Origin of the sequence: Burkholderia sp. Tr-862, from assembly GCF_011753085.1 — a bacterium.
In the GTDB taxonomy this organism is placed as follows: Bacteria; Pseudomonadota; Gammaproteobacteria; order Burkholderiales; family Burkholderiaceae; genus Burkholderia; species Burkholderia ambifaria.
The window spans coordinates 50,648-73,240 of record NZ_VWWG01000005.1 but is presented as its reverse complement, the minus strand read 5'-3'; the positions used below and the strand labels follow the sequence as shown (position 1 = coordinate 73,240).

The window sequence follows — 22,593 nt, the reverse complement described above, 5'->3', positions numbered from 1 at the left end:
GTGAGTAGAAGCTACGTGCTCGATGCGATGTGAGGTAAAAACGCCCGGCCCGGCATGCACTGCGGACCGTCGGCCCCGTCGAAGCCTAACGCGAATGCGCGCCGCCGATCAATCGCGCCCGCCCCCCCCGCCCTCTACCTCCGCACGCCCAGCCGCTCCGCCAGAAATCCGATGAACGTGCGCAGCGTGACGAACCCTTCCCGATGCTGCGGAAACACCGCGTTCAGCGTGATCGGCGACGGCGCATACGCGTCGAGCACCGGCACGAGCGCGCCGCTGTCGAGCGCCGCGCCGACGATGAAATGCGGCAGCAGCGCGATGCCGAGCCCCGCGATCGCCGCATCGCGCACGACTTCGCCGTTGTTCGCGACGAGCGGCCCCTGCACGTCGAACGTGCGCGCCGCCCCGTCGATCCGGAATTCCCAGCCGACGCGCCGCTCGCGGCCGTACAGCAGGCACGTGTGCCCGGCGAGATCGGCCGGCGTTTCGGGCGTGCCCTGCCGCTTCAGGTAAGCGGGGCTTGCGCACGCGATCATCTTCCACGCACCGAGCGGGCGCGCGATCAGCGTCGAATCCTCGAGTGCGCCGATCCGTAGCACGAGGTCGAAGCCCTCGCCGATGAGATCGACGCGCCGGTCGGTCAGGTCGAGGTTCAGCCGCACGGCCGGATGCGCGGCCAGGAATTCGGCGATCAGCGGCGACACGTGCGTGATCCCGAACGACAGCGGCGCGCTGATCTTCAGCGAGCCATGCAGTTCGGTGCTGCGCACCGACATCGCCTGCTCGGCGTCGGCGACCTCGGCGAGGATCCGCTGCGCGCGCGCATAGAACTCCTGCCCCGATTCCGTGACCGCGAGATTGCGCGTGTTGCGATGCAGGAGGCGCACGCCGAGCGACGCCTCCAGCGCCATCGTGCGCCGGCTCACGAACTGCTTGGAGAGCATCAGTTGATCGGCCGCCGCCGTGAAGCTGCCCGCATCGACGGTCGACACGAAGATCCTGAGGTCGTTGAGTTCCATATTGTCCACCTGAAAGTGACAGTCATTATCTATACAACCATTTATTTGTCAAATCGATTGACCTAAGATTCATCTCAACGAACGGCCGGGCCCACTTTCGAGGTCCGGCAACTTCCAGGACAAAATCATGATCGAGACTCGTGCAGCAAACCAACGTGGCCACGCCGAGCATGGCTGGCTCAGCTCCCGTCACACGTTTTCGTTCGCGAACTACTACGATCCGAAGCAAGTCGGCTTCTCGGACCTGCTGGTGATCAACGACGACCGCGTCGCACCGGGCCGCGGCTTCGGCACGCACCCGCACCGCGACATGGAAATCCTGTCGTACGTGCTCGACGGTGCGCTGGAGCACAAGGATTCGATGGGCACCGGGTCGGTGATCGTGCCGGGCGACGTCCAGTTGATGAGCGCGGGTACCGGCGTGCGTCACAGCGAGTTCAACCACTCGCACGAAACGCCCGTCCATTTCCTGCAGATCTGGGTCGGACCGTCCGAGAAGGGTGCCGAGCCGCGCTATCAGCAGACGAATGTCGCGGAGGCCGACAAGCGCGGCAGGCTCACGCCGATCGTATCGCCCGACGGTGCCGGCGGTTCGCTGAAGATCCGCCAGGACACGCGGATCTACGCGGGCCTGTTCGACGGCGACGAGCGCGCCACGCTCGAACTGGCACCGGGCCGCTTCGCCTACGTGCATGTCGCACGTGGCAGCGTGACGGTCAACGGCGTGACGCTCGGCGAAGGTGACGGCGCACGCATCCGCGACGAACAGGCGCTGACGTTCGCCGACGGCAAGGATGCAGAGGTGCTGGTATTCGACCTGCGTCCGGTCGAAGTGACGGCCGAGTGGGCGTAACGCCCGTTCGGAAAACCAGGCCCCGCTGACCGCGGGGCCTTACCTTATCAATCGGAGATTCGCATCATGGCCAAGGTACTCGTTCTTTACTACTCGTCCTACGGGCACGTCGAAACGATGGCGCAGCACATCGCGGAAGGCGCGAAATCGGTGCCCGGCGTCGAGGTCACGCTCAAGCGCGTGCCGGAAACCATCCCCGCCGACCAGGCGAAGGCCATCGGCGTGAAGGTCGACCAGGCCGCGCCCGTCGCCACCGTGGACGAGCTCCCGAACTACGACGCGATCATCTTCGGCACGCCGACCCGCTTTGGCAACATGGCCGGCCAGATGCGCACGTTCCTCGACCAGACCGGCGGCCTGTGGATGAAGGGCGCGCTCGTCGGCAAGATCGGCAGCGTGTTCGCGTCGACCGGCACGCAGCACGGCGGCCAGGAAACGACCATCACGTCGTTCCACACGACGCTGCTGCACCAGGGGATGGTGATCGTGGGCGTGCCCTACGCATGCAGCGGGCTCGTCAACATGAGCGAGATCACGGGCGGCACGCCGTACGGCGCGACCACGCTCGCGGGCGCGGACGGCAGCCGTCAGCCGAGCGCGAACGAGCTCGACATCGCGCGCTACCAGGGCAAGCACGTCGCGGAACTGGCCGTGAAGCTCGCGTCGTAACGCGGGTGCCGCCGGCCCCGGCAAGCCCGGGACCGCGGCGCGTGCCGCCTGCGCGGGACGCACACGAACGAACGGCGCCGGTCGAACCGGCGCCGTTCGTCATTGCGCGAACGCCGGCCGTTACTGGCCCGATGCCGGCGCGGCAGGAGCGGGAGCCGGCGCCGCCTTCGCCGCGGGCGCCTTTTCCACCGCGTTCTGCGGGTAGTTGCTCTGGTCGTTGGTCAGCCGGTAGCCGGTGCCCGTGCCGATCGCGTTCAGGTCCTTCGCATGGCGCGCGCGGGCGGCCTTGCGGGCGGCCTTCTTCTGCGCCTTGTCGAGCTGCTTCTGCGTCGGCGCGGACGCCGGATCCTGCGCGTATGCCGCCGGCGCCGCGGTCAACAGCAGACCGAACGACGCCGTTACTGCCACTGCCACCGAAACCACGCGAAACTTCGTCATCGCCGGTTCTCCTTGTCGATTGTTGGATGTGGGTCGAACGCCGGCACGCACGCGACGAATGTCGGCATGCGACGAGGGCGCCGATGCAACGTTAGCCGATCGCCGCACGAATGTCCGTGCCGGTTCCTGAATTCTCCTGATAACGGCAGCGATACGTGCGCGGCAGGCGCCCGGCCGGCCGGCGCGGCGCACGCGGCCATCAGGGAAACCGATAGCCTCGCGCGCGGCCGGCGCGCGCCGCCGCTCAGATCCAGCGCGACAGCACCGGCAGCAGGATCGGTACGACGAACGCGGTCAGCACGCCGTTCAGCCCCATCCCGAGCCCGGCGAACGCGCCGGCCTCCTCGCTGACCTGGAACGCGCGCGCGGTGCCGATCCCGTGCGACGCGACGCCGAGCGCGAAACCGCGCACGGCCGGCTCCTCGATACGCAGCGCGTTCAGGATCCCGCGTGCGCACACGGCGCCGAAAATCCCGGTCGAGATCACCAGCACCGCGGTCAGCGACGGAATCCCGCCGATCGCCTGCGCGACGGCCATCGCGATCGGTGTAGTCGCCGATTTCGGCGCGAGCGACGCGATCGTCTGGTGCGACGCGCCGAACAGCGCGGCGATGCCGACCGCCGACACGATCGCGGTCAGCGAGCCCGCCAGCAGCCCGACGAGCAGCGGCACCGCGGTGCGCCGCAGCTTCGACCACTGGCGGTACAGCGGCAGCGCCAGCGCGACGGTCGCCGGGCCGAGCAGGAAGTGGACGAACTGCGCGCCCTCGAAATACGTCGGATACGGCGTGTGCGTGATCGTCAGCAGCACGACGATCAGCGCGACCGCGATCAGCACCGGGTTCGCGAGCGGGTTGAAGCGTGCGCGCGCATAGACGGCCTGTGCAATCAGGTAGGCGATCAGCGTGATCGTCAGGCCGAGCAGCGGGGTCGCGGCGAGGTAGACCCAGATCGCGCCGAGTTTCGGGAAGGCCGTCATGGCGTGCCCTCCGCCGCGCCGTGCCCGCGCCGCTGGCGGCGCAGCAATGCGCGCGTGACGAGCGCCGTCACGGCGATCGCGAGCGACGTGCTCACCGCCAGCGCGACGACGACCGCGAGCGCATCGCCACGCAAGCGGTCGGCCGACACCATGATGCCGACGCCGGCCGGCACGAACAGCAGCGACAGATGGCGCAGCAGCTCCAGCGCGGTCGGCTCGATCGCGTCGGCCACCCGCGGGCGCAGCATCACGAAGCCGAACAGCAGCAGCATGCCGATCACGGGGCCCGGAACCGGCAGGCCGAACAGATAGGACACACCTTCCCCGAGACACTGGAAGGTCAGCAAGACCGCGAACGCCTGCAGCATGAACCGCTTCTCCCGAACGTGGCCGCGCGATCGTGCAGCCGCGCGGCCGATGAGCCGGCGGCGAGCGACGCCGGCGTGGACGATACGGGCGATCGTATCAACAATGCAGGCAGCCGGTCGCGAACCTGCGATCGCACGATCGCGATTCGAGCGATCGAGTCGGGTGGGCGATGTCGCGCTTCATCGCGCCTGTCGTTCGCATGCAAAGCGGCGGACACAAGCCCGCCGCTTCGTCGTTCGCATGCGAGCCCGTTCGAATGCGACCCGCAGACTTACTTCAGCCGCGTCGCGATTTCGTTCGCCATCGCCTTCATCGCGGCCTTCGTCGGCGCATCCGCGGCCAGCGCGTTCAACAGACCGAAATCATGAATCGTGCCGTCATAACGCGTGGTCGTTGCATCGACGCCTGCCGCGTCGAGCTTGCGGCCGTATGCTTCGCCTTCGTCGCGCAACACATCGAACTGCGCGACCTGGATTAGCGCGGGCGGCAGCCCTTTCAACTGCGCGGTACTGGCCCGCAGCGGCGACGCGTAGATCTCGTTGCGTTGCGCTTCGTTCTTCGTATAGGCGTCCCAGAACCACTTCATCATCGGCCGCGTCAGGAAGTGCCCTTGCTGATACGCGTTGTACGAGCCCGTGTTGAAGTTGTGGTCCGTGACCGGCCACAAGAGGCCCTGGAAGCGAATCGCGGGGCCGCCCTTGTCTTTCGCCATCAGCGCCACGACGGCCGCCATGTTCCCGCCGACGCTGTTGCCGACCACCGCGAGGCGGCTGCCGTCGACGCCGATTTCCGCGCCATGTGCGGCGACCCACTTCGTCGCTGCATATGCCTGGTTGATCGCGACCGGGTAATGCGCTTCCGGCGACGGCGTGTAGTTCACGAACACCGCGACGGCACCTGACTGCACGACGAGATCGCGCACGAGACGTTCATGCGTCGGGAAATCACCGAGAATCCAGCCGCCTCCGTGGAAGTACATGAACACCGGTGGCGTGCCAGTCGCACCCTGCGGACGGACGATCGTGATCGGCACCGACACGCCGTCCTGTTCGATCGTGCGGCTCGAGACGTCGATGCCGGACAGGTCGAGCTTCGCACCGTTCTGCGCGTCGACCAGCACCTGGCGCGCCTTCGCGGGGCTCAGCGTTTCGAGGCCGGGCCCCTTCTGGCCGTTCAGCGCGGCGAGGAACCCGCTCGTCGCCGCATCGGGCCGAATGGCTTCGGCACCGGTGGCAAAGGCTGTGGACGCGATGGACAACGCGGCTGCAACGGCGGCGGCGACCAGCAGCGGCTTGACGATCTTCATGATGCAACTCCTTGGCTTGAACGTTGAATGGCGATGAATGGCTGTGGTGCGTGCGATCAGACGAGCGTCAGCGTCACGGCGATGTTGCCGCGCGTTGCGTTCGAGTACGGGCAGACGACGTGCGCGCGGTCGATCAGCGTTTGCGCGATCTCGCGGTCGAGGCCCGGAAGCGAAATCTTCAGTTCGACTTCGATGCCGAAGCCGTTCGGAATCGCGCCGATGCCGACGCTGCCTTCGATCGCGGCGTCCGCGGGGATCGCGATCTTGTCGCGGGCCGCGACGAACTTCATCGCGCCGATGAAGCATGCGCTATAGCCGGCCGCAAACAGTTGCTCGGGGTTCGCGCCGGCACCGCCCGCGCCGCCGAGCTCGCGCGGCGTGGTCAGCTTCAAGTCCAGGCCGCTTTCGGGCACCGTGGCACGGCCGTCACGGCCGCCGGTGGCTTTTGCATGGGCGCGGTACAGCACTTTTTCGATCGACATGACAGACTCCCTTTCAACGTTGAGTGAATGAAACAGCTTTCCAATCCGGGATTGCGCACTGACGGATTTGCCCCCGCCCTCACGCACGCTTATCTACTCATAGATAGACAAACATCCCCAAAAACGCGGATGGTCAAACCCATCCGCCTCAGCCATCTATCTACTCAAAGATAGACAACAGATCTCGACAAAAGGCGGCGAACCGCCTGACCGCTTGCCCCGCCCCTCAGGAGCGGGTTTTCCAGACAGCCTCGACATCCTCGAGGCGCGCCCGCGTGTGAAACAGCCGACTCGCCAGCACGCTACCCTGGAACGCCGCGTACAACGTACGCGCGGCCGCTTCGGGCTTGCCGCTGAACTGCAGCGTGCCTTCCTTCGCGCCCTGCGCCAGCAATTCGGCGAGCCAGTTCTCGTTGGCCCCGAAGAACGCCTGTACCGCCTGCCGCACCTGCTCCGGCAACGATTCAATATCGGCCGCCAGCATTCCGCACAGGCAGATCTGGTTGCCGTCGCCGAGCGTTCGGCCGAACAGCTTCGTATACAGGCTCAGCTTCACGTCGGCCGGCAACGCCGGATCGATCGCCCGCATGGCCGCAAGCACCTCGTCGCTGTATGCCGCGACTGCTTCCAGCACGAGGTCGTCCTTCGACGGGAAGTAGTAGTGGATGCTCGACGTCTTCACGCCCACCAGGTCGGACAGGTCTCGATAGCTGAAGCCGTTGTAACCGCGCAGCATCATCAGCGTGATCGCGTGGTCGAGAATCTGTTCGCGGACGGTCGGTTTCGTTTCCATGGAACGAACTTTATCTACCGGTAGATAGATAGTCAAGATATTTCTGTGGAGTTCGAGGAAAGACCCGGCGACCCCAGGCATCGCCGTGACCGCTTACAACCGGCCTGCAGCCCAAGCGGATCAATGCGACACTCGCAGCCGGGCGACGCAGCCGCAACGCGATCGCCATCCGAGCGTTTGGTCGGATCGCACAAGGAGAAAGATCGATGTTTTCGTGGTTTGAACGGCGTTTGCCGACATTCCCGCTCGAGGATCCCGCCACGCCGCCGAAGGGGTTCTTCTCGTTCGTCTGGGCATGCACGAAAGGCGCGCGCGGCTGGATCCTGCTGATCGCGCTGACCTCCGCCGCGCTCGCCGCGTACGAAGCCGCGCTGTTCGCGATGATGGGGCGCGTGGTCGACTGGCTTTCATCCGCGACGCCGGCCGACTTCGGCGGCCGCCATGTCGGCACGCTCGCCGGCTTCGCGGCGATCCTCGCGGGCAGCGCGCTGCTGATCGCGCTGCATACGATGGTCAAGCACCAGGTGCTCGCGATCAACTTCCCGATGCGGCTGCGCTGGCTGTTTCACCGCCTGATGCTCGACCAGAGCCTGTCGTTCTACGCGAACGAATTCGCGGGCCGCGTGACGACCAAGATCATGCAGACCGCGCTCGCGGTGCGCGACGCGCTGTTCATGTCGGTCGACGTCGTGATCGGCGTCGCCGCGTACCTGATCGGCATTCTCGCGCTCGCGGCCAGCTTCGACTGGCGGCTGATGATTCCGCTGGTGTTGTGGGCGCTCGGCTATGGCGCCGCCTGTGCGTTCTTCGTGCCGCGCCTCGGGCGCGTCGGCAGCCAGCAGGCGGACGCGCGCGCGCTGATGACCGGCCGCATCACCGACGCCTATTCCAACATCACGACCGTGAAGCTGTTCTCGCACACGCGCCGGGAAGCCGATCACGCGCGGCGCGCGATGGAGGCGTTCAAGGCGACCGGCGATGCGCAGATGCGGCTCGTCAGCGCGTTCGAGGTCGTCAACCACGTGCTGTCGACGCTGCTGCTGGTCGGCTCGAGCGGCCTCGCGCTCTACCTGTGGATGCACGGCGAGGCGAGCGCGGGCGTGGTCGCGGCCGTGATCGCGATGGCGCTGCGCCTGTCGAGTTATTCGCACTGGATCATGTGGGAGATGACCGAGCTGTTCGAGAACGTCGGCACGATCCAGGACGGCATCAACACGCTGACGAAGCGGCGCAGCGTGGTCGATGCGCCGGACGCGAAGGCGCTCGCCGTGCAACGCGGCGGCATCGTGTTCGACAACGTGCGCTTCGCGCACGACGACAACGACACGCCGGTGTTCGACGGGCTGAACCTCACGATCCGGCCGGGCGAGCGGATCGGCCTGATCGGCCGCTCGGGCGCCGGCAAGTCGACGCTCGTGAACCTGCTGCTGCGCTTTTACGACGTGGACGGCGGCACGATCCGGATCGACGGGCAGGACATCGCGCACGTGACGCAGGACAGCCTGCGCGCCGCGATCGGGATGGTCACGCAGGATACGTCGCTGCTGCACCGGACGATGCGCGAGAACATCCTGTACGGCCGCCCCGACGCGACCGAACGCGAGATGCACGACGCAGCGGTGCGCGCGGAGGCGTCCGACTTCATCGACCGGCTGCGCGACCGGCACGGGCGCAGCGGCTACGACGTCGAGGTCGGCGAGCGCGGCGTGAAGCTGTCGGGCGGCCAGCGGCAGCGCGTCGCGATCGCGCGCGTGATGCTCAAGGACGCGCCGATCCTCGTGCTCGACGAAGCGACCAGTGCGCTCGACTCCGAGGTCGAAGTGGCGATCCAGCGGAGCCTCGACAGCCTGATGAGCGGCAAGACGGTGATCGCGATCGCGCACCGGCTGTCGACGATCGCGGCGATGGACCGGCTGATCGTGCTCGACGAAGGGCGCATCGTCGAGGAAGGCACCCACGCCGAACTGCTGCAGGCAGGCGGCATCTATGCGGCGCTGTGGGCGCACCAGAGCGGCGGGTTCCTCGGCGAGACGGCGGATGCGGAAGGGGCGGCGCAATAACGCATGGGCGGCAGTCGGGTGTTCGTCCGTGTGCCGCCCCCGCCGTTACAACCGCACGATCGTCGATTTCAACTCAGTGTATTTGTCGAGCGCGTGCAGCGACTTGTCGCGACCGTTTCCCGACTGCTTGTAGCCACCGAACGGGAAGTTCATGTCGTCGCCGCCGTCGCCGTAGCAGTTGACCCATACCGTGCCGGCACGCAGGCGCCGCGCGACCGTGTGTGCCGTCGCGAGGTCGGCTGACCACACGGCCGCCGCGAGCCCGTACTCGGTATCGTTGGCGATGCGTACGGCCGTATCGACGTCGTCGAACGCGATCACCGACAACACAGGCCCGAAGATCTCCTCGCGCGCGATCGTCGCCTGCGCGTCGACCTCGAACACGGTCGGCTCGACATAGAACCCGCCCGTGTCCTCGCGCACACGCGCACCGCCCGTCACGAGGCGCCCTTCCTCCCGTCCGATGCCGATGTAGCGCATCACGCGCTCGAGCTGCACGCGATCGACGATCGCGCCCATCGCCACCGCGGGATCGAGCGGATGCCCCGGTGCGAAGCGCCGCGACGCGGCGACCAGCCTGTCGACGAACGCATCCTTGATGTCGCGATGCACGAGCAGACGCGAGCCCGCCGTGCACACTTCTCCCATGTTGAAGAAGATCGCATCGGCCGCCGCCTGCGCGGCGCGATCGAGATCCGGGCAATCGGGCAGCACGATGTTCGGCGACTTGCCGCCCAGTTCGAGCCACACGCGCTTCAGGTTCGATTGCGCGGCGCACGCCATGATCTGCTGCCCGGTGCGCGCCGAGCCGGTGAACGCGATGCAGTCGACGTCGCGATGCAGCGCCAGCAGCCGTCCCGGCTCGGCGCCGCCGGGCACGACGCTGAACACGCCGGGCGGCACACCGGCGTCGCAGGCGAGCTGCGCGACGCGGATCGCGGTCAGCGGCGACTTCTCGGACGGCTTGAGCACGACGCTGTTGCCGGCCGCGAGCGCCGGCGCGAATTTCCAAGCGGCCATCAACAGCGGAAAATTCCACGGCACGACCGCCGCGACGACGCCGATCGGCTCGCGCGTGACGAGTCCGACGAGATGACGGTCGGCCGGCACGACCTCGCCGCCGACCTTGTCGATCGCCTCGGCGTACCAGTCGACGCAATGCGCGGCGGCCGGCACGTCGATGGCCGTGGTGTCGGCAATCGGCTTGCCGGTGTCGAGCGTCTCGAGCAGCGCAAGTTCGTCGCGATGCTCGCGCATCAGCGCCGCCCAGCGCTGCAGCACAGCCTTGCGGGCACGCGGATTCATGCCGGCCCACGCCTGCGCGTCGAACGCGCGGCGCGCGGCCGCCACGGCCGCATCGACGTCGTCGGCGCCGCAGTCGGCCACGTGCGCGAGCACGCGGCCGTCGATCGGACTCACGCACGCGAACGTCGCCCCGGTGTGCGCGTGGCACGGGTCGCCGTCGATGAACGCGCGCGCTTCGATCCGCAGCACGGCCGCACGGGCCTGCCAGTCTTCGAATGTGAATGGATTCATGGGTGTTCGTTTCCGGTCAAAGGTCGGTCATCACGATCCGGTCACCGGATCGATCGGCGTGAACGTGCCGGCGCGCGCCTCGATCGCCTCACCGGCGGCAAGGCACAGCGCCTCCTGGAAGCGCCCGGCGACGAGTTGGACGCCCGTCGGCACGCCGTCCCGCACGCCGGTCGGCACCGACAGCCCCGGCAGCCCGAGCAGCGCGGTCGCCAGCAGCGGCCCCTGCATGTCGACGATGTGGCGCATCGCGTCATCGCCGTGTTGATCGGCATCGATCGCGAACGGCTGCGCACACGACACCGGCATCAGCAGCAGCGGGTAACGCGTGAAGAACTGCTGCCAGTCGCGCAGCAGCGCGGTCCGCCGCGCCAGGCCGTTCATGTAGCCGGCGAGGTCGAGCGGCGACGCGAGGCTGCGCTGGCTCGCGAACGCGGTCCGGATCGCCGCGTCGCCATGCTGCATGATCACGTCGCCGAGCCCGCCGCGCGCTTCGTTCGTCACGAGGTCGAGCCATAGCGCGCACGCTTCGGCGATCCGCGGCGGTTGCGCTTCCTCGACGACGCAGCCCGCCTCTTCCAGCCAGCGCGCGGCCTGCCGGACCGCTTCGACGACCACCGGGTCGGAGGGCACGCCCGGCAGCGCCGGACACACGGCAACCCGTACGGGGAACGTCGCGTCGCGACCGGCCGGCGCGACCGGCATCCACCACGCATCGCGCGCGTCGCCCACCGCCATCGCGTCGAGCGCGAGGCGCAGGTCGCCGATCGTGCGCGCCAGCGGCCCTTGCACGGACGCGAGCTGCACGGCGAGCGTACGGTCCTTCGATTGCGTCGGGTTGTAGGCCGGAACGCGGCCGGTGCTCGGCCGCAACCCCGCGACGCCGCATGCGTAGGCCGGGTAGCGGATCGAACCGCCGAGATCGTTGCCGTGCGCGATCGCGCCGATGCCGGCGGCGACCGCGGCGGCCGCGCCGCCGCTGGAGCCGCCCGGCGTCAGCGACGGATTCCACGGATTCGACGTGCGGCCGTGCAGGTCGTTGTCGGTGAACCACCGATACGAAAACGCCGGCGCATTGCTGCGCCCGATCACGATCGCACCGGCGTTGCGCAAGTTCGCGGTCACCGGGCTGTCTTCCTGCGCGAGCAGACCGGCAAATGCACGCACCCCGTTCGTCGTCGCGCGGCCGGCCGTGTCGACGTTGATCTTCACAGTGACCGGCACGCCGTGCAGCGGGCCGACCGGCGCGCCGCGCGCGATCGCGGCATCGGCTTCGGATGCCGCCTGCAACGCGCTGTCGGCCAGCACGTCGACGATCGCGTTGATGACGGGGTTCACCTGCTCGAGCCGCTGCAGGCAGCTGTGCACGAGTTCGGTCGACGACACGTCGCGCCGCGCGACGTACGCGGCCATCTCGGCCGCGCTCAGACGCCACAATTCCTGGGTCATGGGATGCTCCTCGTTGATGTTTCGATCGAATGGAATCAGCCTCGCGCTACGCACGCGACGGCTCGGCCTGCGGCACATGCGACGCGTAGATCTTCCGGCACGTCTCGACAACCTCCCACGTGCCGCGAAAACCCGGCGGAATCACGAAGCGGTCGCCGGCGCGCAGCACGCGCTCGCCGCCGTGCGCACCGCGCACGATCGCGACGCCGCTCAGCATCTCGCAGTACTCCGACTCGTCGTAGTCGATCGTCCAGCGTCCGGGCGTGCATTCCCAGATCCCGCAACTGAACTGCCCGCACGGGCTGATGTAGTGATGCGACAGTGTCTGCATCGGATTGCCGTCGAGCAGCAGCCCGGCCGGCACGCGGCTTTGCGTGAGCCGGGCCGGCGCCTGCATCAGGTCGACGAGACGGGTGACGTGGGTCATGAATGCCTCCAGCACATGAGTGAATGGTTCAAAACGATTCGTTGCCGCACGGTCGGGCAAGCCGCACCGCACGGGTCAAAGCAGATCCATCGTCCGATGCCACGCCATCGCGAGCGCCAGCATCGGCGTGCGCAGCGCGCGGCCGCCCGGAAAATCGCGATGGCGAATGCGGCCGAACAGGTCGAAACGCGCAGCCTGCGCGTCGATCGCTTCCGCGATCAGCCGCCCCGCGAGACCGGTCACGTTCACGCCGTGCCCGGAGAAGCCCTGTGCGAAATACACGGTCGGCTCGAGCCGCCCGAAATGCGGCGCGCGATTCATCGTTGCGTCGATCAGGCCGCCCCACGCGTAGTCGATTCGCACGTCGGCGAGTTGCGGAAACGTCTTCAGCATGTCGTGCCGCATCGCCGTCGCGAGATCGCGCGGGGTGCGCGTCGAGCTGCTCGCCTTGCCGCCCCACAGCAACCGGCGATCGCGCGTCAGCCGGAAATAGTCGAGCGCCGAATTGCAGTCGCTGATCGCCGCGTCGGCCGGCATCGTTTCGGCCGCGCGTGCGTCGCCGAGCGGCTCCGTCGCGATCACGTAGGTCGCCACCGGGATGATCTTGCGTGCGAGCGCCGGCGCCAGCTGCCCGAGGTACGCATTGCCGGCCAGCACGACGTAGCGGGCGTCCACGTGGCCGCGCGCGCACCTGACGCGGTGGTACGGCGCGGCGCGCTCGAGCGCGAGCGCCGGCGTGTCCTCGTGGATCGTCACGCCGGCCGCGCGCGCCGCGCGTGCGAGGCCGAGCGTGTAGTTCAGCGGATGCAGGTGGCCGCTGCCTTCATGACGCAGGCCGCCGACGTAGCGGTCCGAAGCGACGAAGCGCCGCATGTCGGCACGTTCGACGATGTCGTAGCCGCGATAGCCGAAGCGGCTCGCGGCGGTGTCGCGCCATTTGCGGAGCGCGTCGATGTGGCGCTTCTTGTTCGCGGCCGTCAGATAGCCAACGGTCAGGTCGCAATCGATGCCGTGGCGCTCGACCCGCTGCCGGACGAGATCGACCGATTCGAGCCCCATCGCCCATATCTGCCGCACGTCGTCGTCCGGCAGATGGGCCGAGAACGTATCGATGTCGCACGAGTACCCGGCGATCAACTGGCCGCCGTTGCGACCGCTGGCGCCCCAGCCGATCCGCGACGCCTCGACGAGCGCGACCGAATGGCCGCGCTCGGCGAGATCGAGCGCCGCGCTCAGGCCGGTGAGCCCGCCGCCGATCACGCACACGTCGGCCGACACGGCGCCGTCCAGCGACGGATGGCGGGTTCGGTCGTTGGCGGTATCTGCGTAGTACGACTGAATATGTTGCTGATTTTCGAACTTGAGCATGAGTGACAATCGCTAACGGCGTCGCATCAGAACGCGTAGATGAGTTGGGTCGCGAGCAGGTCGTTCGACTTCGCGTACGACCCGTCGTGACGCAGGAATACCTTGTTGCTCGCCCAGTCGTGCCGATACTCGACCTTGACCGTCACTTGCTGGGTCGGATAGAACAGCAGGTCGAATGCGGCCGCCTGCCGCGTCGCGCCCTTGCACTCGAAGCCGACGCCGCCGTTCGCCTTCGACATCGCGAGGCAGTCCGCGTCGATGCCGAAGCCGTTGTACGGATCCATCCCGTTGCCGTTCAGGCCGATCGACGATCCGCCGCCGCCGTTCCTGCGGTTGACGAGCAGGTCATAGCGCAACGTCGCGCCCATGCGGCCGACCACCGGCACGTTGAACTTGCGATGCGCGAGCAGCGACAACCCGAACCACTGCGCAAGCCCGCCGTTGAACGCGCCGTGCTGCTGCTGGCCGTAGTCGAACTCCGCGTTGTACTGCGCGTCGGCGAGCGTGTAGGTCGCGTCGGCTTCCGCGAAGAAAAACGCACCGTATGCGCTGGGCGCATTGCCGCCCACGCCGTAATGCACGTTGCCGGTGGCCGGGTCGATCGCGCTCGGCAGCGTCTGGCGGCCGATGTTGATCGACCCGCCGATGTCGAGCGCGCTGCCGCGCATGTAGTCGACGCGCGCGGTGAAGGTGGGCACCTTGTTGCTCGTCGTGATCGGATCGCCGAGTGCGTTCACGCCGGTCTGCGTGACCGCGCCCGCGCTGCGGAACTGCTCGTTGCCGACGAAGAACTTCCACGCCCACTGCCCGCTCGGGCTCAGGTAGTTGATGCCCGCGCCGATCGACGAACCCGGATCCGAGAAGTCGTACAGCAGGTTGTGCGTGAGCGTGAGCATCTGGTTCGACTGCTGGTACTCGTAGCCGCCGAAGCCGAGCACCAGCCCGCCGATGAACGCGGTCGTGCCCGACAGCGGCACCGTGACGACGGCCGTGTTCACGATGTCGAGACCGCTCGCGCCGCTGCCCGTCATCATCGACAGGCCGGCGCCGCGGTTCGGCATCAGCGTGATTTCGGCGGACGGCGCGCTCGGCCCGACGCCGAACGTCTTCTTGATGTCGAGGAATACGTCGCCGAACGTGCTGTTGTAGTAGGTGTACGCGCTCTCGTGGTTCGCGAACTGGAACGACGACGTGCCGGCGCCCCGGTTATACACGTAGGTCGGATCGACGTAGCCGGTCACCGACAACCCGGCGATCGGGCCGGTGCGCGCGGCGTCGGTGAGCGAGTCGACCTTCAGCTGCTGGTTCGCGACCTGCTGACGGATCTCGGTCACGTCGTCGTTGGTCAGCACCGCAGGCGCGTGCCCGTAGCCGGAAGCCGACGGGTCGGCCGCGGGCGTACTCGTCGCCGCGGCCGCAGCAGCCGACGAAGGCTGCGCGGCCGCCGGTTTCGCGGCGAGTTGCGATTGCAGCGCGCTCATCTGCCGCTGCAGCACGGCGAGCTGCTGTTGCAGCACCCTGATCTGCTCGGCGCTCGAACTCGCGACGGCCAACCCCGGCAACGCACCGGCAATCAGCGCGCACAGCATCTTCTTTTTCATCCAACGTCTCCTTGTCGTTCTTCACTTCACGGGATGCGGTGCGGGGTCGCGGCGCGCGTGCATGGTTGACGCGCGAGCGGGCGGCAAGACCGTCGGTGCAGCCGGTGCGTCCGGCGCGCAGGCCGCGTGCCACGCACGGGCATCGCGGGCTTGCCGTCGTTCGCGGGCCAGCATCGAGCGGTTCACGACGACGACGCCGATCGTCACGACCGTGATGAACACCGTCGCGAGCGCGTTCATCTCCGGGTTCAATCCGAGCCGCACGCGCGAGAACACGACGAGCGGCAGCGTCGTCGAACCGGGGCCCGACAGGAAGGCGGAAAGAATGACGTCGTCGATCGACACGGTGAACGCGAGCAGCCAGCCGGACACCAACGCCTGCGCAATCAGCGGCAGCGTGATCACGAAGAACACTTTCAGCGGCCGGGCACCGAGGTCGAGCGCGGCTTCCTCGATCGAGCGATCGAGCTCCTTCACGCGCGACTGCACGATCACCGCGACGAACGACAGGCACAGCATCACGTGGCCGATCCAGATCGTCAGCCAGCCGCGTCCGGCGGGCCAGCCGAAGGTCTGCTGCATCGCGACGAACAGCAGCAGCAGCGAGATGCCCTGGATCACTTCGGGAATCACCAGCGGCGCGTTGATCATTGCCGCATAGAGCGTGAAGCCGCGAAAGCGCCCCATGCGGGCCAGCACGAAGCCGGCCCAGGTGCCGATCGCGACCGACGCGGTCGCCGTCAGCACCGCGATCTTCAGCGACAGCCATGCGGCCGTCAGCAGTTCGCCGTCGTGCAACAGCGCGCCGTACCAGCGAAACGAGAAGCCGGACCATACCGTCACGAGCTTCGACGCGTTGAACGAATAGACGACGAGGCTCGCGATCGGCACGTACAGGAACAGGAAGCCCACGCCCAGCACGCAGGCGGACAACAGGCGATTCGCGCGGGTCATGAGCGCCCCTCCGCTTCGGCCTGGCTGTAATGGAGCAGCGCCATCGGCACGAGCAGCAGCGCCACCATCGTCACCGTCACGGCGGACGCCATCGGCCAGTCCATGTTGTTGAAGAACTCGTCCCACATGACGCGGCCGAGCATCAGCGTGTTCGCGCCGCCGAGCAGTTCCGGGATCACGTATTCGCCGACGGCCGGGATGAAGACGAGCAGGCTGCCCGCGACGATTCCGTTGCGCGACAGCGGCAGCGTGATGCGCCAGAACGCGGACCACGGCGTCGCGCCGAGATCGTGCGCGGCCTCCAGCAGCGTCAGGTCCAGCTTCACGAGATGCGCATAGAGCGGCATCACCATGAACGGCAGGTACGAATAGACCATCCCGATGTAGACGCCCGCGTCCGTGTGATAGAGGCGCAGCGGCGTCGCGATCACGCCGAGCGCCACCAGCGCGCGATTCAGCAGGCCGTCGTCCTTCATGATCCCGACCCACGCATAGACGCGGATCAGGAACGACGTCCAGAACGGCAGCATCACGGCCATCATCAGCAGGTTGCGGCGTGCCGGCGCCGCGCGGGCGATGCAGTACGCGATCGGATAGCCGGCGAGCAGGCACATCAGCGTCGACACGGCGGCCATCTTCAGTGAACTGACGTAGGTTTTCAGATACAGGTCGTCCTGCAGCAGCAACGCGTAATGCTTCAGCGACAACACGAGCTGGACCGTGCCGGCTTCGAGCCGTGCGAGCGCGGTATACGGCGGAATGCCGAGCATCTGGTCGGCGAAGCTGATCTTCAGCACCAGCACGAACGGCAGCGCGAAGAAGATCGTGAGCCACAGGAACGGCACGCCGATCGCGACGTTGCGGCCCGACGGCAGGAAGCGCGACAGCGCGGCGAAGCGGCCGCGGCGCTTCGAAGCCGGTGTCGCGGCGGCTGCACCGGCGGAAACCGGCGTGGACGGAGTGGAAGCGGAAGTTCTCATCATGTCGTCCTCACTGCGTCAGCACGACGCCGCTGGCCGGCGACCACGACACGAACACGTCGTCATTCCACGACGGCGCACCGTCGTGCAGCAGGTGCGAGCTCGACAGGTTCGACACGACCGTCTTGCCGCTCGGCAAACGCACGTGGTACAGCGAGTAGCTGCCCATGTACGCGATGTCCGTCACGACGCCGCGCGCCCAGTTGTGATGCGAGCCGGGCTTGTCGCGCGACACATGCACGCGCTCGGGCCGCACCGAGATGCCGACGGGCATCCCCAGCGGGCCGGTCACGCCGTGGCTCACAACCATGCGCGCTTCGAGGTCGTCGCTTTCGACGAAGATGTGATCGGGCTCGTCCTCGACCACGCGCCCTTCGAACAGGTTCGTCGAGCCGATGAACTCGGCCGAGAAGCGGCTGTTCGGGTATTCGTACACTTCGCCGGGCGTGCCGATCTGCACGATCTTGCCTTCGCTCATCACCGCGAGGCGGCTCGCCATCGTCATCGCCTCTTCCTGGTCGTGCGTGACCATCACGCAGGTCACGTCGACCTTCTCGATGATGTTCACCAGTTCGAGCTGGGTCTTCTGGCGGATCTTCTTGTCGAGCGCGGACATCGGTTCGTCGAGCAGCAGCAGCTTCGGGCGCTTGACGAGCGAGCGGGCCAGCGCGACGCGCTGCTGCTGGCCGCCGGACAGCTGGTGCGGCTTGCGCTTCGCGTACTTGCTCATCTGCACGAGCGCGAGCGCGTCGGCCACGCGTTCCTTGATCTCGTTCTTCGGCGTGCCTTCCTGCTTCAGCCCGAACGCGACGTTCGACTCGACCGACATGTGCGGGAACAGCGCGTACGACTGGAACATCATGTTCACCGGCCGGCGGTACGGCGGCAGCGACGCGAGGTCCTCACCGTCGACGAGGATCTTGCCGGAGGTGGCCGTCTCCAGCCCGGCGAGCATGCGCAACAGCGTCGACTTGCCGCAGCCCGAGCTGCCGAGCAGCGCGAACAGCTCGTTCTTCGCGATCGTCAGGTTCACGTTGTCGACGGCGGTGCTGTCGCCGAACTTCTTCACGACGTTTTCGATGCGCACGAACGCGTCGTGCGCGAGCCGGCTGCGATGGCCGGTGGCGGCCGGCCGGGCGTATGCGATAGAGTCCATGATCGTCGCCCTCAACCGCCCGACTTCAGTTGCAGCCACAACCGGTTCTGCATCCGCGCGATGTCGGCGCTGCGCGGCATCGCGAGCGACGTCTTCGCGAGCGTGGCGTCCGGCAGGTAGATGCCCGAATCCTGCGCGATCGCCGGCGTCACGAACGATTTCGCGGCCTTGTTCGCGCTCGGATAGAAGATCTCGTTCGTGATCGCCGCGTTGGTCTTCGGCTCCTCGATGTAGTTGATCCACTTCAATGCCGCTTCCGGGTGCGGTGCGTCCTTCGGAATCGCCATCACGTCGAACCACAGCAGGCCGCCTTCCTTCGGATTCACGTAGCGGATTTCGTACGGACGCTTCGCGTCGAGCGTGCGCCGCCGCGCGACGCTGACGTCGCCGGACCAGCCGAGCACGACGCACACGTCGTTGTTCGCGAGATCGTCCGCATAGCCGGCCGAGCTGAACTGCGTCACGTACGGGCGGATCTTCTTCAGCACGTCGTAGGCAGCCTGGTAGTCGGCCGGATTCTTGCTCTCCGGATCCTTGCCCAGGTACTGCAGCGCGGCCGCGAACGCGGCGTCGGGCGCATCGAGCAGCGAGATGCCGCAGCCTTTGAGCTTCGCCGCGTTCGCGGGATCGAACAGCAGCGCCCAGCTGTCGGTGGGCGCGTTCTCGCCGAGCCGCTTTTTCACTGCGTCAACGTTGTAGCCGATGCCCGTCGTGCCCCAGACCCACGGCACGCCGTACTGATTGCCCGGATCGGCCTTCGCGATCATCTTCATCAGCACCGGATCGAGATTCGCGAGATTCGGCAGCTTCGACTTGTCGAGCTTCTGGTACACGCCGGCCTGGATCTGCTGTGCGAGATAGTTCGACGTCGGCACGACGATGTCGTAGCCCGAGCTGCCCGCGAGCAACTTGGTCTGCAACGTGTCGTCGCTGTCGTAGCTGTCGTAGCGCACCTTGATGCCCGTCTGCTTCTCGAAGTTGGGCACCGTGTCGTTCGCGATGTACTGTGACCAGTTGTACACGTTCAGGTTGGCATCGCCCGCATGGGCGGACCGGCTGGTCGCGAGGGCCAGCCCCGCGGACGTGACGAGCGCGGTGCACAGGGCCGCGCGACGACGGGAACGGATACGCATGGGGATTCTCCTTGTGATGGGTATCGGCCCTGGCGCCATGTCCGGGTCCGGACTCGCGTCAACGCCGTCAAGCGGTGTTCAGCACAAGGGTCAATGTAGAGATCGCGGCCCGCACCGTCAGTCGTGAAAACCGGGACAAACGGCATCGCCGTTCGCGGTCGTTTGCGTAGATTCCCGCGTAGGCAGTCGAAATTATTCGTGATACCTGTAGCGCCACCTGATTTCTTCGACATCCGACGCCATGAGCGCTGCGCTTTCCACTCCCGATCTCCCGCTGAGTCACGTCGCATTCGTGACGGATACGCTCGGCGATATCGCGCAAGCGATCGGGACGCCGCAGTTCATGCGCGCCGTGTACGACACGCTCGTACGCTACGTCGATTTCGACGCGGTGCACCTCGACTACGAACGATGCTCGGCGTCGGGCCGGCGCAGTGTCGGCTGGATCGGCAGCTTCGGCCGCGAGCCGGAGCTCGTCGCGCAGGTGATGCGCCACTACTACCGAAGCTATGCGAGCGAGGACCTCACGTATGCGGCCATCGACAGCGAAAGCGACACGCAGTTGCTGCAGGTGTCGTCGCAGCGGGTCGCAAGCGAGCTGCGGCACCTGTTCTTCGACGCCGGCGACATTCACGACGAATGCGTGATCGCGGGCGTGACGGGCGGCACGCGCTACTCGATTTCGATCGCGCGGTCGCGGCGGCTGCCGCCGTTTTCGTTGAAGGAGCTGAGTCTGCTGAAGCAGCTGTCGCAGGTCGTGCTGCCGATGGCGTCCGCGCACAAGCGGCTGCTCGGCGCTGTCTGCGCGGACGAAGGGCCGCGTGACGAACTCGATCTCGACCGCGTCGCGCAATGGCTTCCGGAACTGCAGGAACGGCTGACCGCGCGCGAGATGCATGTGTGCGCATCGTTCATCCAGGGCATGACGTCAGCGGCGATCGCGCAGTCGATGGGGCTCAAGACGTCCACTGTCGATACCTATGCGAAGCGCGCGTTCGCGAAGCTCGGCGTCGATTCGCGGCGGCAGCTGATGGCGCTCGTGCTCAGGAATGCATCGCGTCGGCATGATGCGTGAGGGCCCGGCGGGCACGCCGCCGGACGGTTGCGCACGCATCCATCGCCGCCGAGCCTCATAACGATCCGACAATTTATTGGTTCCCTCGACGATGCGCCGTCCGTATCGTTCACCGACTCGTCAGACCTATCGACCAACGGGGGAATCCAACCATGAAACGAATCCGGACATTCGCGCTGCTCGCCCTGCCGGCCTCGCTCCATGCCGCCGGCGCGCACGCGCAAAGCAGCGTCACGCTGTACGGCATCGCCGATGCGGGCATCGCGTACGTGCACAACGTGCGCAACGCGAACGGCAGCAATGCGTCGAACCTCGTCAGGTTCAGCAGCGGCAACCTGTCCGGCAGCCGCTGGGGGCTGCGCGGCATCGAGGATCTCGGCGGCGGGCTGTCCGCGCTGTTCCAGCTCGAGAACGGCTTCAACCTCGGCACCGGCGCGCTCGGCCAGGGCGGGCGCGAATTCGGGCGCAAGGCCGTCGTCGGCCTCGCGAACAACACCTACGGCACCGTGACGCTCGGCCGCCAATACGATCCGGTCGTCGATCTCGTGCAGGGCCTCACCGAGGACAACTACTTCGGCGGCGTATTCGCGACGCCGGGCGACCTCGACAACTACGACAACAGCCTGCGCGTCAGCAACTCGGTGAAATACACGAGCCCGTTGATCTCCGGCTTCCAGTTCGCCGCGCTATACGGCTTCGGCGGCGTCGCGGGCGCGACCGGCAGCGGCCGCACCTACAGCTTCGGCCTGAGCTACGCGAACGGCCCGCTGTCGCTCGGCGCCGGCTACTTCTTCGCGAATGGCGGCTCGACGGTCGCGAGCGGCGTGCGCACGTGGTCGAGCAGTTCGGACACGCTGTTCAACACCGTGATCAACCAGGGCTTCTCGAGTGCGAAGTCGATCCAGATCGTGCGCGTGGCCGGCCAGTACGTGGCCGGGCCGGCGACCTTCGGCCTCGCGTATTCGAACACGCAGTACGGCGCGGACACGCTGTCGGCCTTCACGCAGAACGCGAAGTTCAACAACGGCTCGGCGTTCTTCAACTGGCAGTTCTCGCCGGCGCTGCGCGCGGGTGTCGGCTACAACTACACGTCGCTGACGGGCCCGGCCTCCGCGCACTACAACCAGGTGAACCTCGGCGCGGACTACGCGCTGTCGAAGCGCACCGACCTGTATGCGCTGGTCGGCTACCAGAAGGCGAGCGGCAATACGCTGAACGCGAGCGGCGCGATCGTGAAGGCCGCGGCATCGGTCGGCTCGTATGGCGTGAACGCCGGCACCGATACGCAGGAACTCGCGATCGTCGGCATCCGCCACAAGTTCTGACGGCGCACGTCGCCTCGCGCCGAGCCGGCGGGCGCACGTTGCGATGTGCGTCCGCCGCGCGCCGTGTTGCCCAGGTCTAATGCCGTCGCATCCCGCCGAACCCGTGGCCGCCGCCTACGAAGGCCGGGCCATGGTGAAAGCCCGCGCCCATCGGAACGCCGACGTGGCCGTGCCCGACCCCGTCGAAGTGACTGAAGTGACTGAAGTGACCGAAGTGGTCGAAGTGATGGCGATGATGGAAGCGGTCGATGAAGACGAAACTCACGCCCGTGCCGACGAAAACCGCCGGGCCCCAGTACCACGGGTCGGTGTACGGATAGGCTGTGTCCGGGTACCACACGATGCTGCCGTCCGGGCTTTGCACCATCTGCCAGGTGCCGTCGCTTTGCCGGCACGCACGCCCGACGATCTGCTGTTCCGTTCCGTCAATTTCCGCCTGCGCGACGACCGCGCGGCAACGGGCGCCTTCGTCCGGCGAGTCGTCGTCGTACGTTTGCGCAAGGACGCACACCGAACACCCGAGACAGACGACGCCCATCCCGAACCGAAACAGGTTGCACATGATCGGCTCCTGCATTGTTGCCCCCGACCATTCGACCCTTGGCGTCACGCACGGCGCCGGCT

21 protein-coding genes and 1 pseudogene are annotated in these 22,593 nt (G+C 67.1%); 5 read left to right on the top strand and 17 right to left on the bottom strand.

Features of this window, described 5'->3' with window-relative positions; genetic code table 11:
* Nucleotides 1-134: 134 nt before the first annotated feature.
* Entirely contained in the window at nt 135-1,019 is an 885-nt protein-coding gene (locus F3J14_RS03085) for a LysR family transcriptional regulator (RefSeq protein WP_166721721.1), read from the bottom strand.
* Nucleotides 1,020-1,146: 127 nt separating this feature from the next.
* Here F3J14_RS03085 and F3J14_RS03080 point away from each other — a divergent pair, with 127 nt between their 5' ends.
* Nucleotides 1,147-1,872, top strand: coding sequence for a pirin family protein (locus tag F3J14_RS03080; protein ID WP_166721720.1), 726 nt, complete (start codon nt 1,147-1,149; stop codon nt 1,870-1,872).
* Between the two features lie 66 nt (nt 1,873-1,938).
* Nucleotides 1,939-2,541: an NAD(P)H:quinone oxidoreductase gene (gene wrbA / locus F3J14_RS03075; protein WP_011660955.1), complete on the top strand. Its 603-nt coding sequence runs from the start codon at nt 1,939-1,941 to the stop codon at nt 2,539-2,541.
* 120 nt (nt 2,542-2,661) lie between these two features.
* Here wrbA and F3J14_RS03070 read toward each other — a convergent pair whose 3' ends face one another.
* The 6 genes from F3J14_RS03070 to F3J14_RS03045 form a co-directional block, all read right to left on the bottom strand.
* Complete coding sequence (locus tag F3J14_RS03070; protein WP_166721719.1) at nt 2,662-2,979, bottom strand: hypothetical protein; 318 nt, start codon at nt 2,977-2,979, stop codon at nt 2,662-2,664.
* Between the two features lie 244 nt (nt 2,980-3,223).
* Nucleotides 3,224-3,958: an LrgB family protein gene (locus F3J14_RS03065; RefSeq protein ID WP_166721718.1), complete on the bottom strand. Its 735-nt coding sequence runs from the start codon at nt 3,956-3,958 to the stop codon at nt 3,224-3,226.
* Entirely contained in the window at nt 3,955-4,326 is a 372-nt protein-coding gene (locus F3J14_RS03060; RefSeq protein WP_166721717.1) for a CidA/LrgA family protein, read from the bottom strand. Before F3J14_RS03060 ends, F3J14_RS03065 begins: the two co-directional genes overlap by 4 nt.
* 272 nt (nt 4,327-4,598) lie before the next feature.
* Complete coding sequence (locus F3J14_RS03055) at nt 4,599-5,633, bottom strand: alpha/beta hydrolase (protein ID WP_166721716.1); 1,035 nt, start codon at nt 5,631-5,633, stop codon at nt 4,599-4,601.
* A gap of 56 nt (nt 5,634-5,689) precedes the next feature.
* Nucleotides 5,690-6,115, bottom strand: coding sequence for an organic hydroperoxide resistance protein (locus tag F3J14_RS03050; protein WP_166721715.1), 426 nt, complete (start codon nt 6,113-6,115; stop codon nt 5,690-5,692).
* A gap of 226 nt (nt 6,116-6,341) precedes the next feature.
* Complete coding sequence (locus tag F3J14_RS03045; RefSeq protein ID WP_166721714.1) at nt 6,342-6,908, bottom strand: TetR/AcrR family transcriptional regulator; 567 nt, start codon at nt 6,906-6,908, stop codon at nt 6,342-6,344.
* 206 nt (nt 6,909-7,114) lie between these two features.
* On the opposite strand from F3J14_RS03045, the gene F3J14_RS03040 reads away from it, so the two are divergent.
* Nucleotides 7,115-8,968, top strand: coding sequence for an ABC transporter ATP-binding protein (locus tag F3J14_RS03040; protein ID WP_166721713.1), 1,854 nt, complete (start codon nt 7,115-7,117; stop codon nt 8,966-8,968).
* Between the two features lie 45 nt (nt 8,969-9,013).
* On the opposite strand, the gene F3J14_RS03035 is transcribed toward F3J14_RS03040, so the two are convergent.
* From F3J14_RS03035 to F3J14_RS02995, 9 genes and pseudogenes are all read right to left on the bottom strand, one after another.
* Entirely contained in the window at nt 9,014-10,504 is a 1,491-nt protein-coding gene (locus F3J14_RS03035) for an aldehyde dehydrogenase (protein ID WP_166721712.1), read from the bottom strand.
* Between the two features lie 30 nt (nt 10,505-10,534).
* On the bottom strand, nt 10,535-11,950 hold the full coding sequence (locus tag F3J14_RS03030) for an amidase family protein (protein WP_166721711.1): 1,416 nt from the start codon (nt 11,948-11,950) through the stop codon (nt 10,535-10,537).
* Between the two features lie 46 nt (nt 11,951-11,996).
* Nucleotides 11,997-12,377 (bottom strand): cupin domain-containing protein, encoded by a 381-nt coding sequence (locus F3J14_RS03025; protein WP_166721710.1) that lies wholly within the window; start codon nt 12,375-12,377, stop codon nt 11,997-11,999.
* Between the two features lie 75 nt (nt 12,378-12,452).
* Nucleotides 12,453-13,745 carry an FAD-binding oxidoreductase gene (locus tag F3J14_RS03020; RefSeq protein WP_166721709.1) on the bottom strand — a complete coding sequence of 431 codons (1,293 nt, stop codon included), beginning with the start codon at nt 13,743-13,745 and terminating at the stop codon, nt 12,453-12,455.
* A 26-nt stretch (nt 13,746-13,771) separates the two neighbouring features.
* Nucleotides 13,772-15,346 (bottom strand): DUF3138 family protein, encoded by a 1,575-nt coding sequence (locus F3J14_RS03015; RefSeq protein WP_166721708.1) that lies wholly within the window; start codon nt 15,344-15,346, stop codon nt 13,772-13,774.
* 21 nt (nt 15,347-15,367) lie between these two features.
* Entirely contained in the window at nt 15,368-16,300 is a 933-nt protein-coding gene (locus tag F3J14_RS03010; RefSeq protein ID WP_166721707.1) for an ABC transporter permease subunit, read from the bottom strand.
* A complete protein-coding gene (locus F3J14_RS03005; protein WP_166721706.1) occupies nt 16,297-17,280 on the bottom strand; it encodes an ABC transporter permease subunit in 984 nt (327 codons plus the stop codon). Before F3J14_RS03005 ends, F3J14_RS03010 begins: the two co-directional genes overlap by 4 nt.
* A gap of 10 nt (nt 17,281-17,290) precedes the next feature.
* A pseudogene (potA, locus tag F3J14_RS03000) lies at nt 17,291-18,379 on the bottom strand (polyamine ABC transporter ATP-binding protein); the annotation flags it as partial.
* Between the two features lie 68 nt (nt 18,380-18,447).
* The gene (locus F3J14_RS02995) at nt 18,448-19,569 is read right to left on the bottom strand and encodes a polyamine ABC transporter substrate-binding protein (protein WP_166721705.1); all 1,122 of its coding nucleotides are present in this window, start codon (nt 19,567-19,569) and stop codon (nt 18,448-18,450) included.
* A 241-nt stretch (nt 19,570-19,810) separates the two neighbouring features.
* Here F3J14_RS02995 and F3J14_RS02990 point away from each other — a divergent pair, with 241 nt between their 5' ends.
* Nucleotides 19,811-20,644: a helix-turn-helix transcriptional regulator gene (locus tag F3J14_RS02990; protein ID WP_166721704.1), complete on the top strand. Its 834-nt coding sequence runs from the start codon at nt 19,811-19,813 to the stop codon at nt 20,642-20,644.
* Nucleotides 20,645-20,796: 152 nt separating this feature from the next.
* A complete protein-coding gene (locus tag F3J14_RS02985) occupies nt 20,797-21,969 on the top strand; it encodes a porin (RefSeq protein ID WP_166721703.1) in 1,173 nt (390 codons plus the stop codon).
* Nucleotides 21,970-22,045: 76 nt separating this feature from the next.
* On the opposite strand, the gene F3J14_RS02980 is transcribed toward F3J14_RS02985, so the two are convergent.
* The gene (locus F3J14_RS02980; protein WP_166721702.1) at nt 22,046-22,531 is read right to left on the bottom strand and encodes a hypothetical protein; all 486 of its coding nucleotides are present in this window, start codon (nt 22,529-22,531) and stop codon (nt 22,046-22,048) included.
* Between the last annotated feature and the right edge of the window lie 62 nt (nt 22,532-22,593).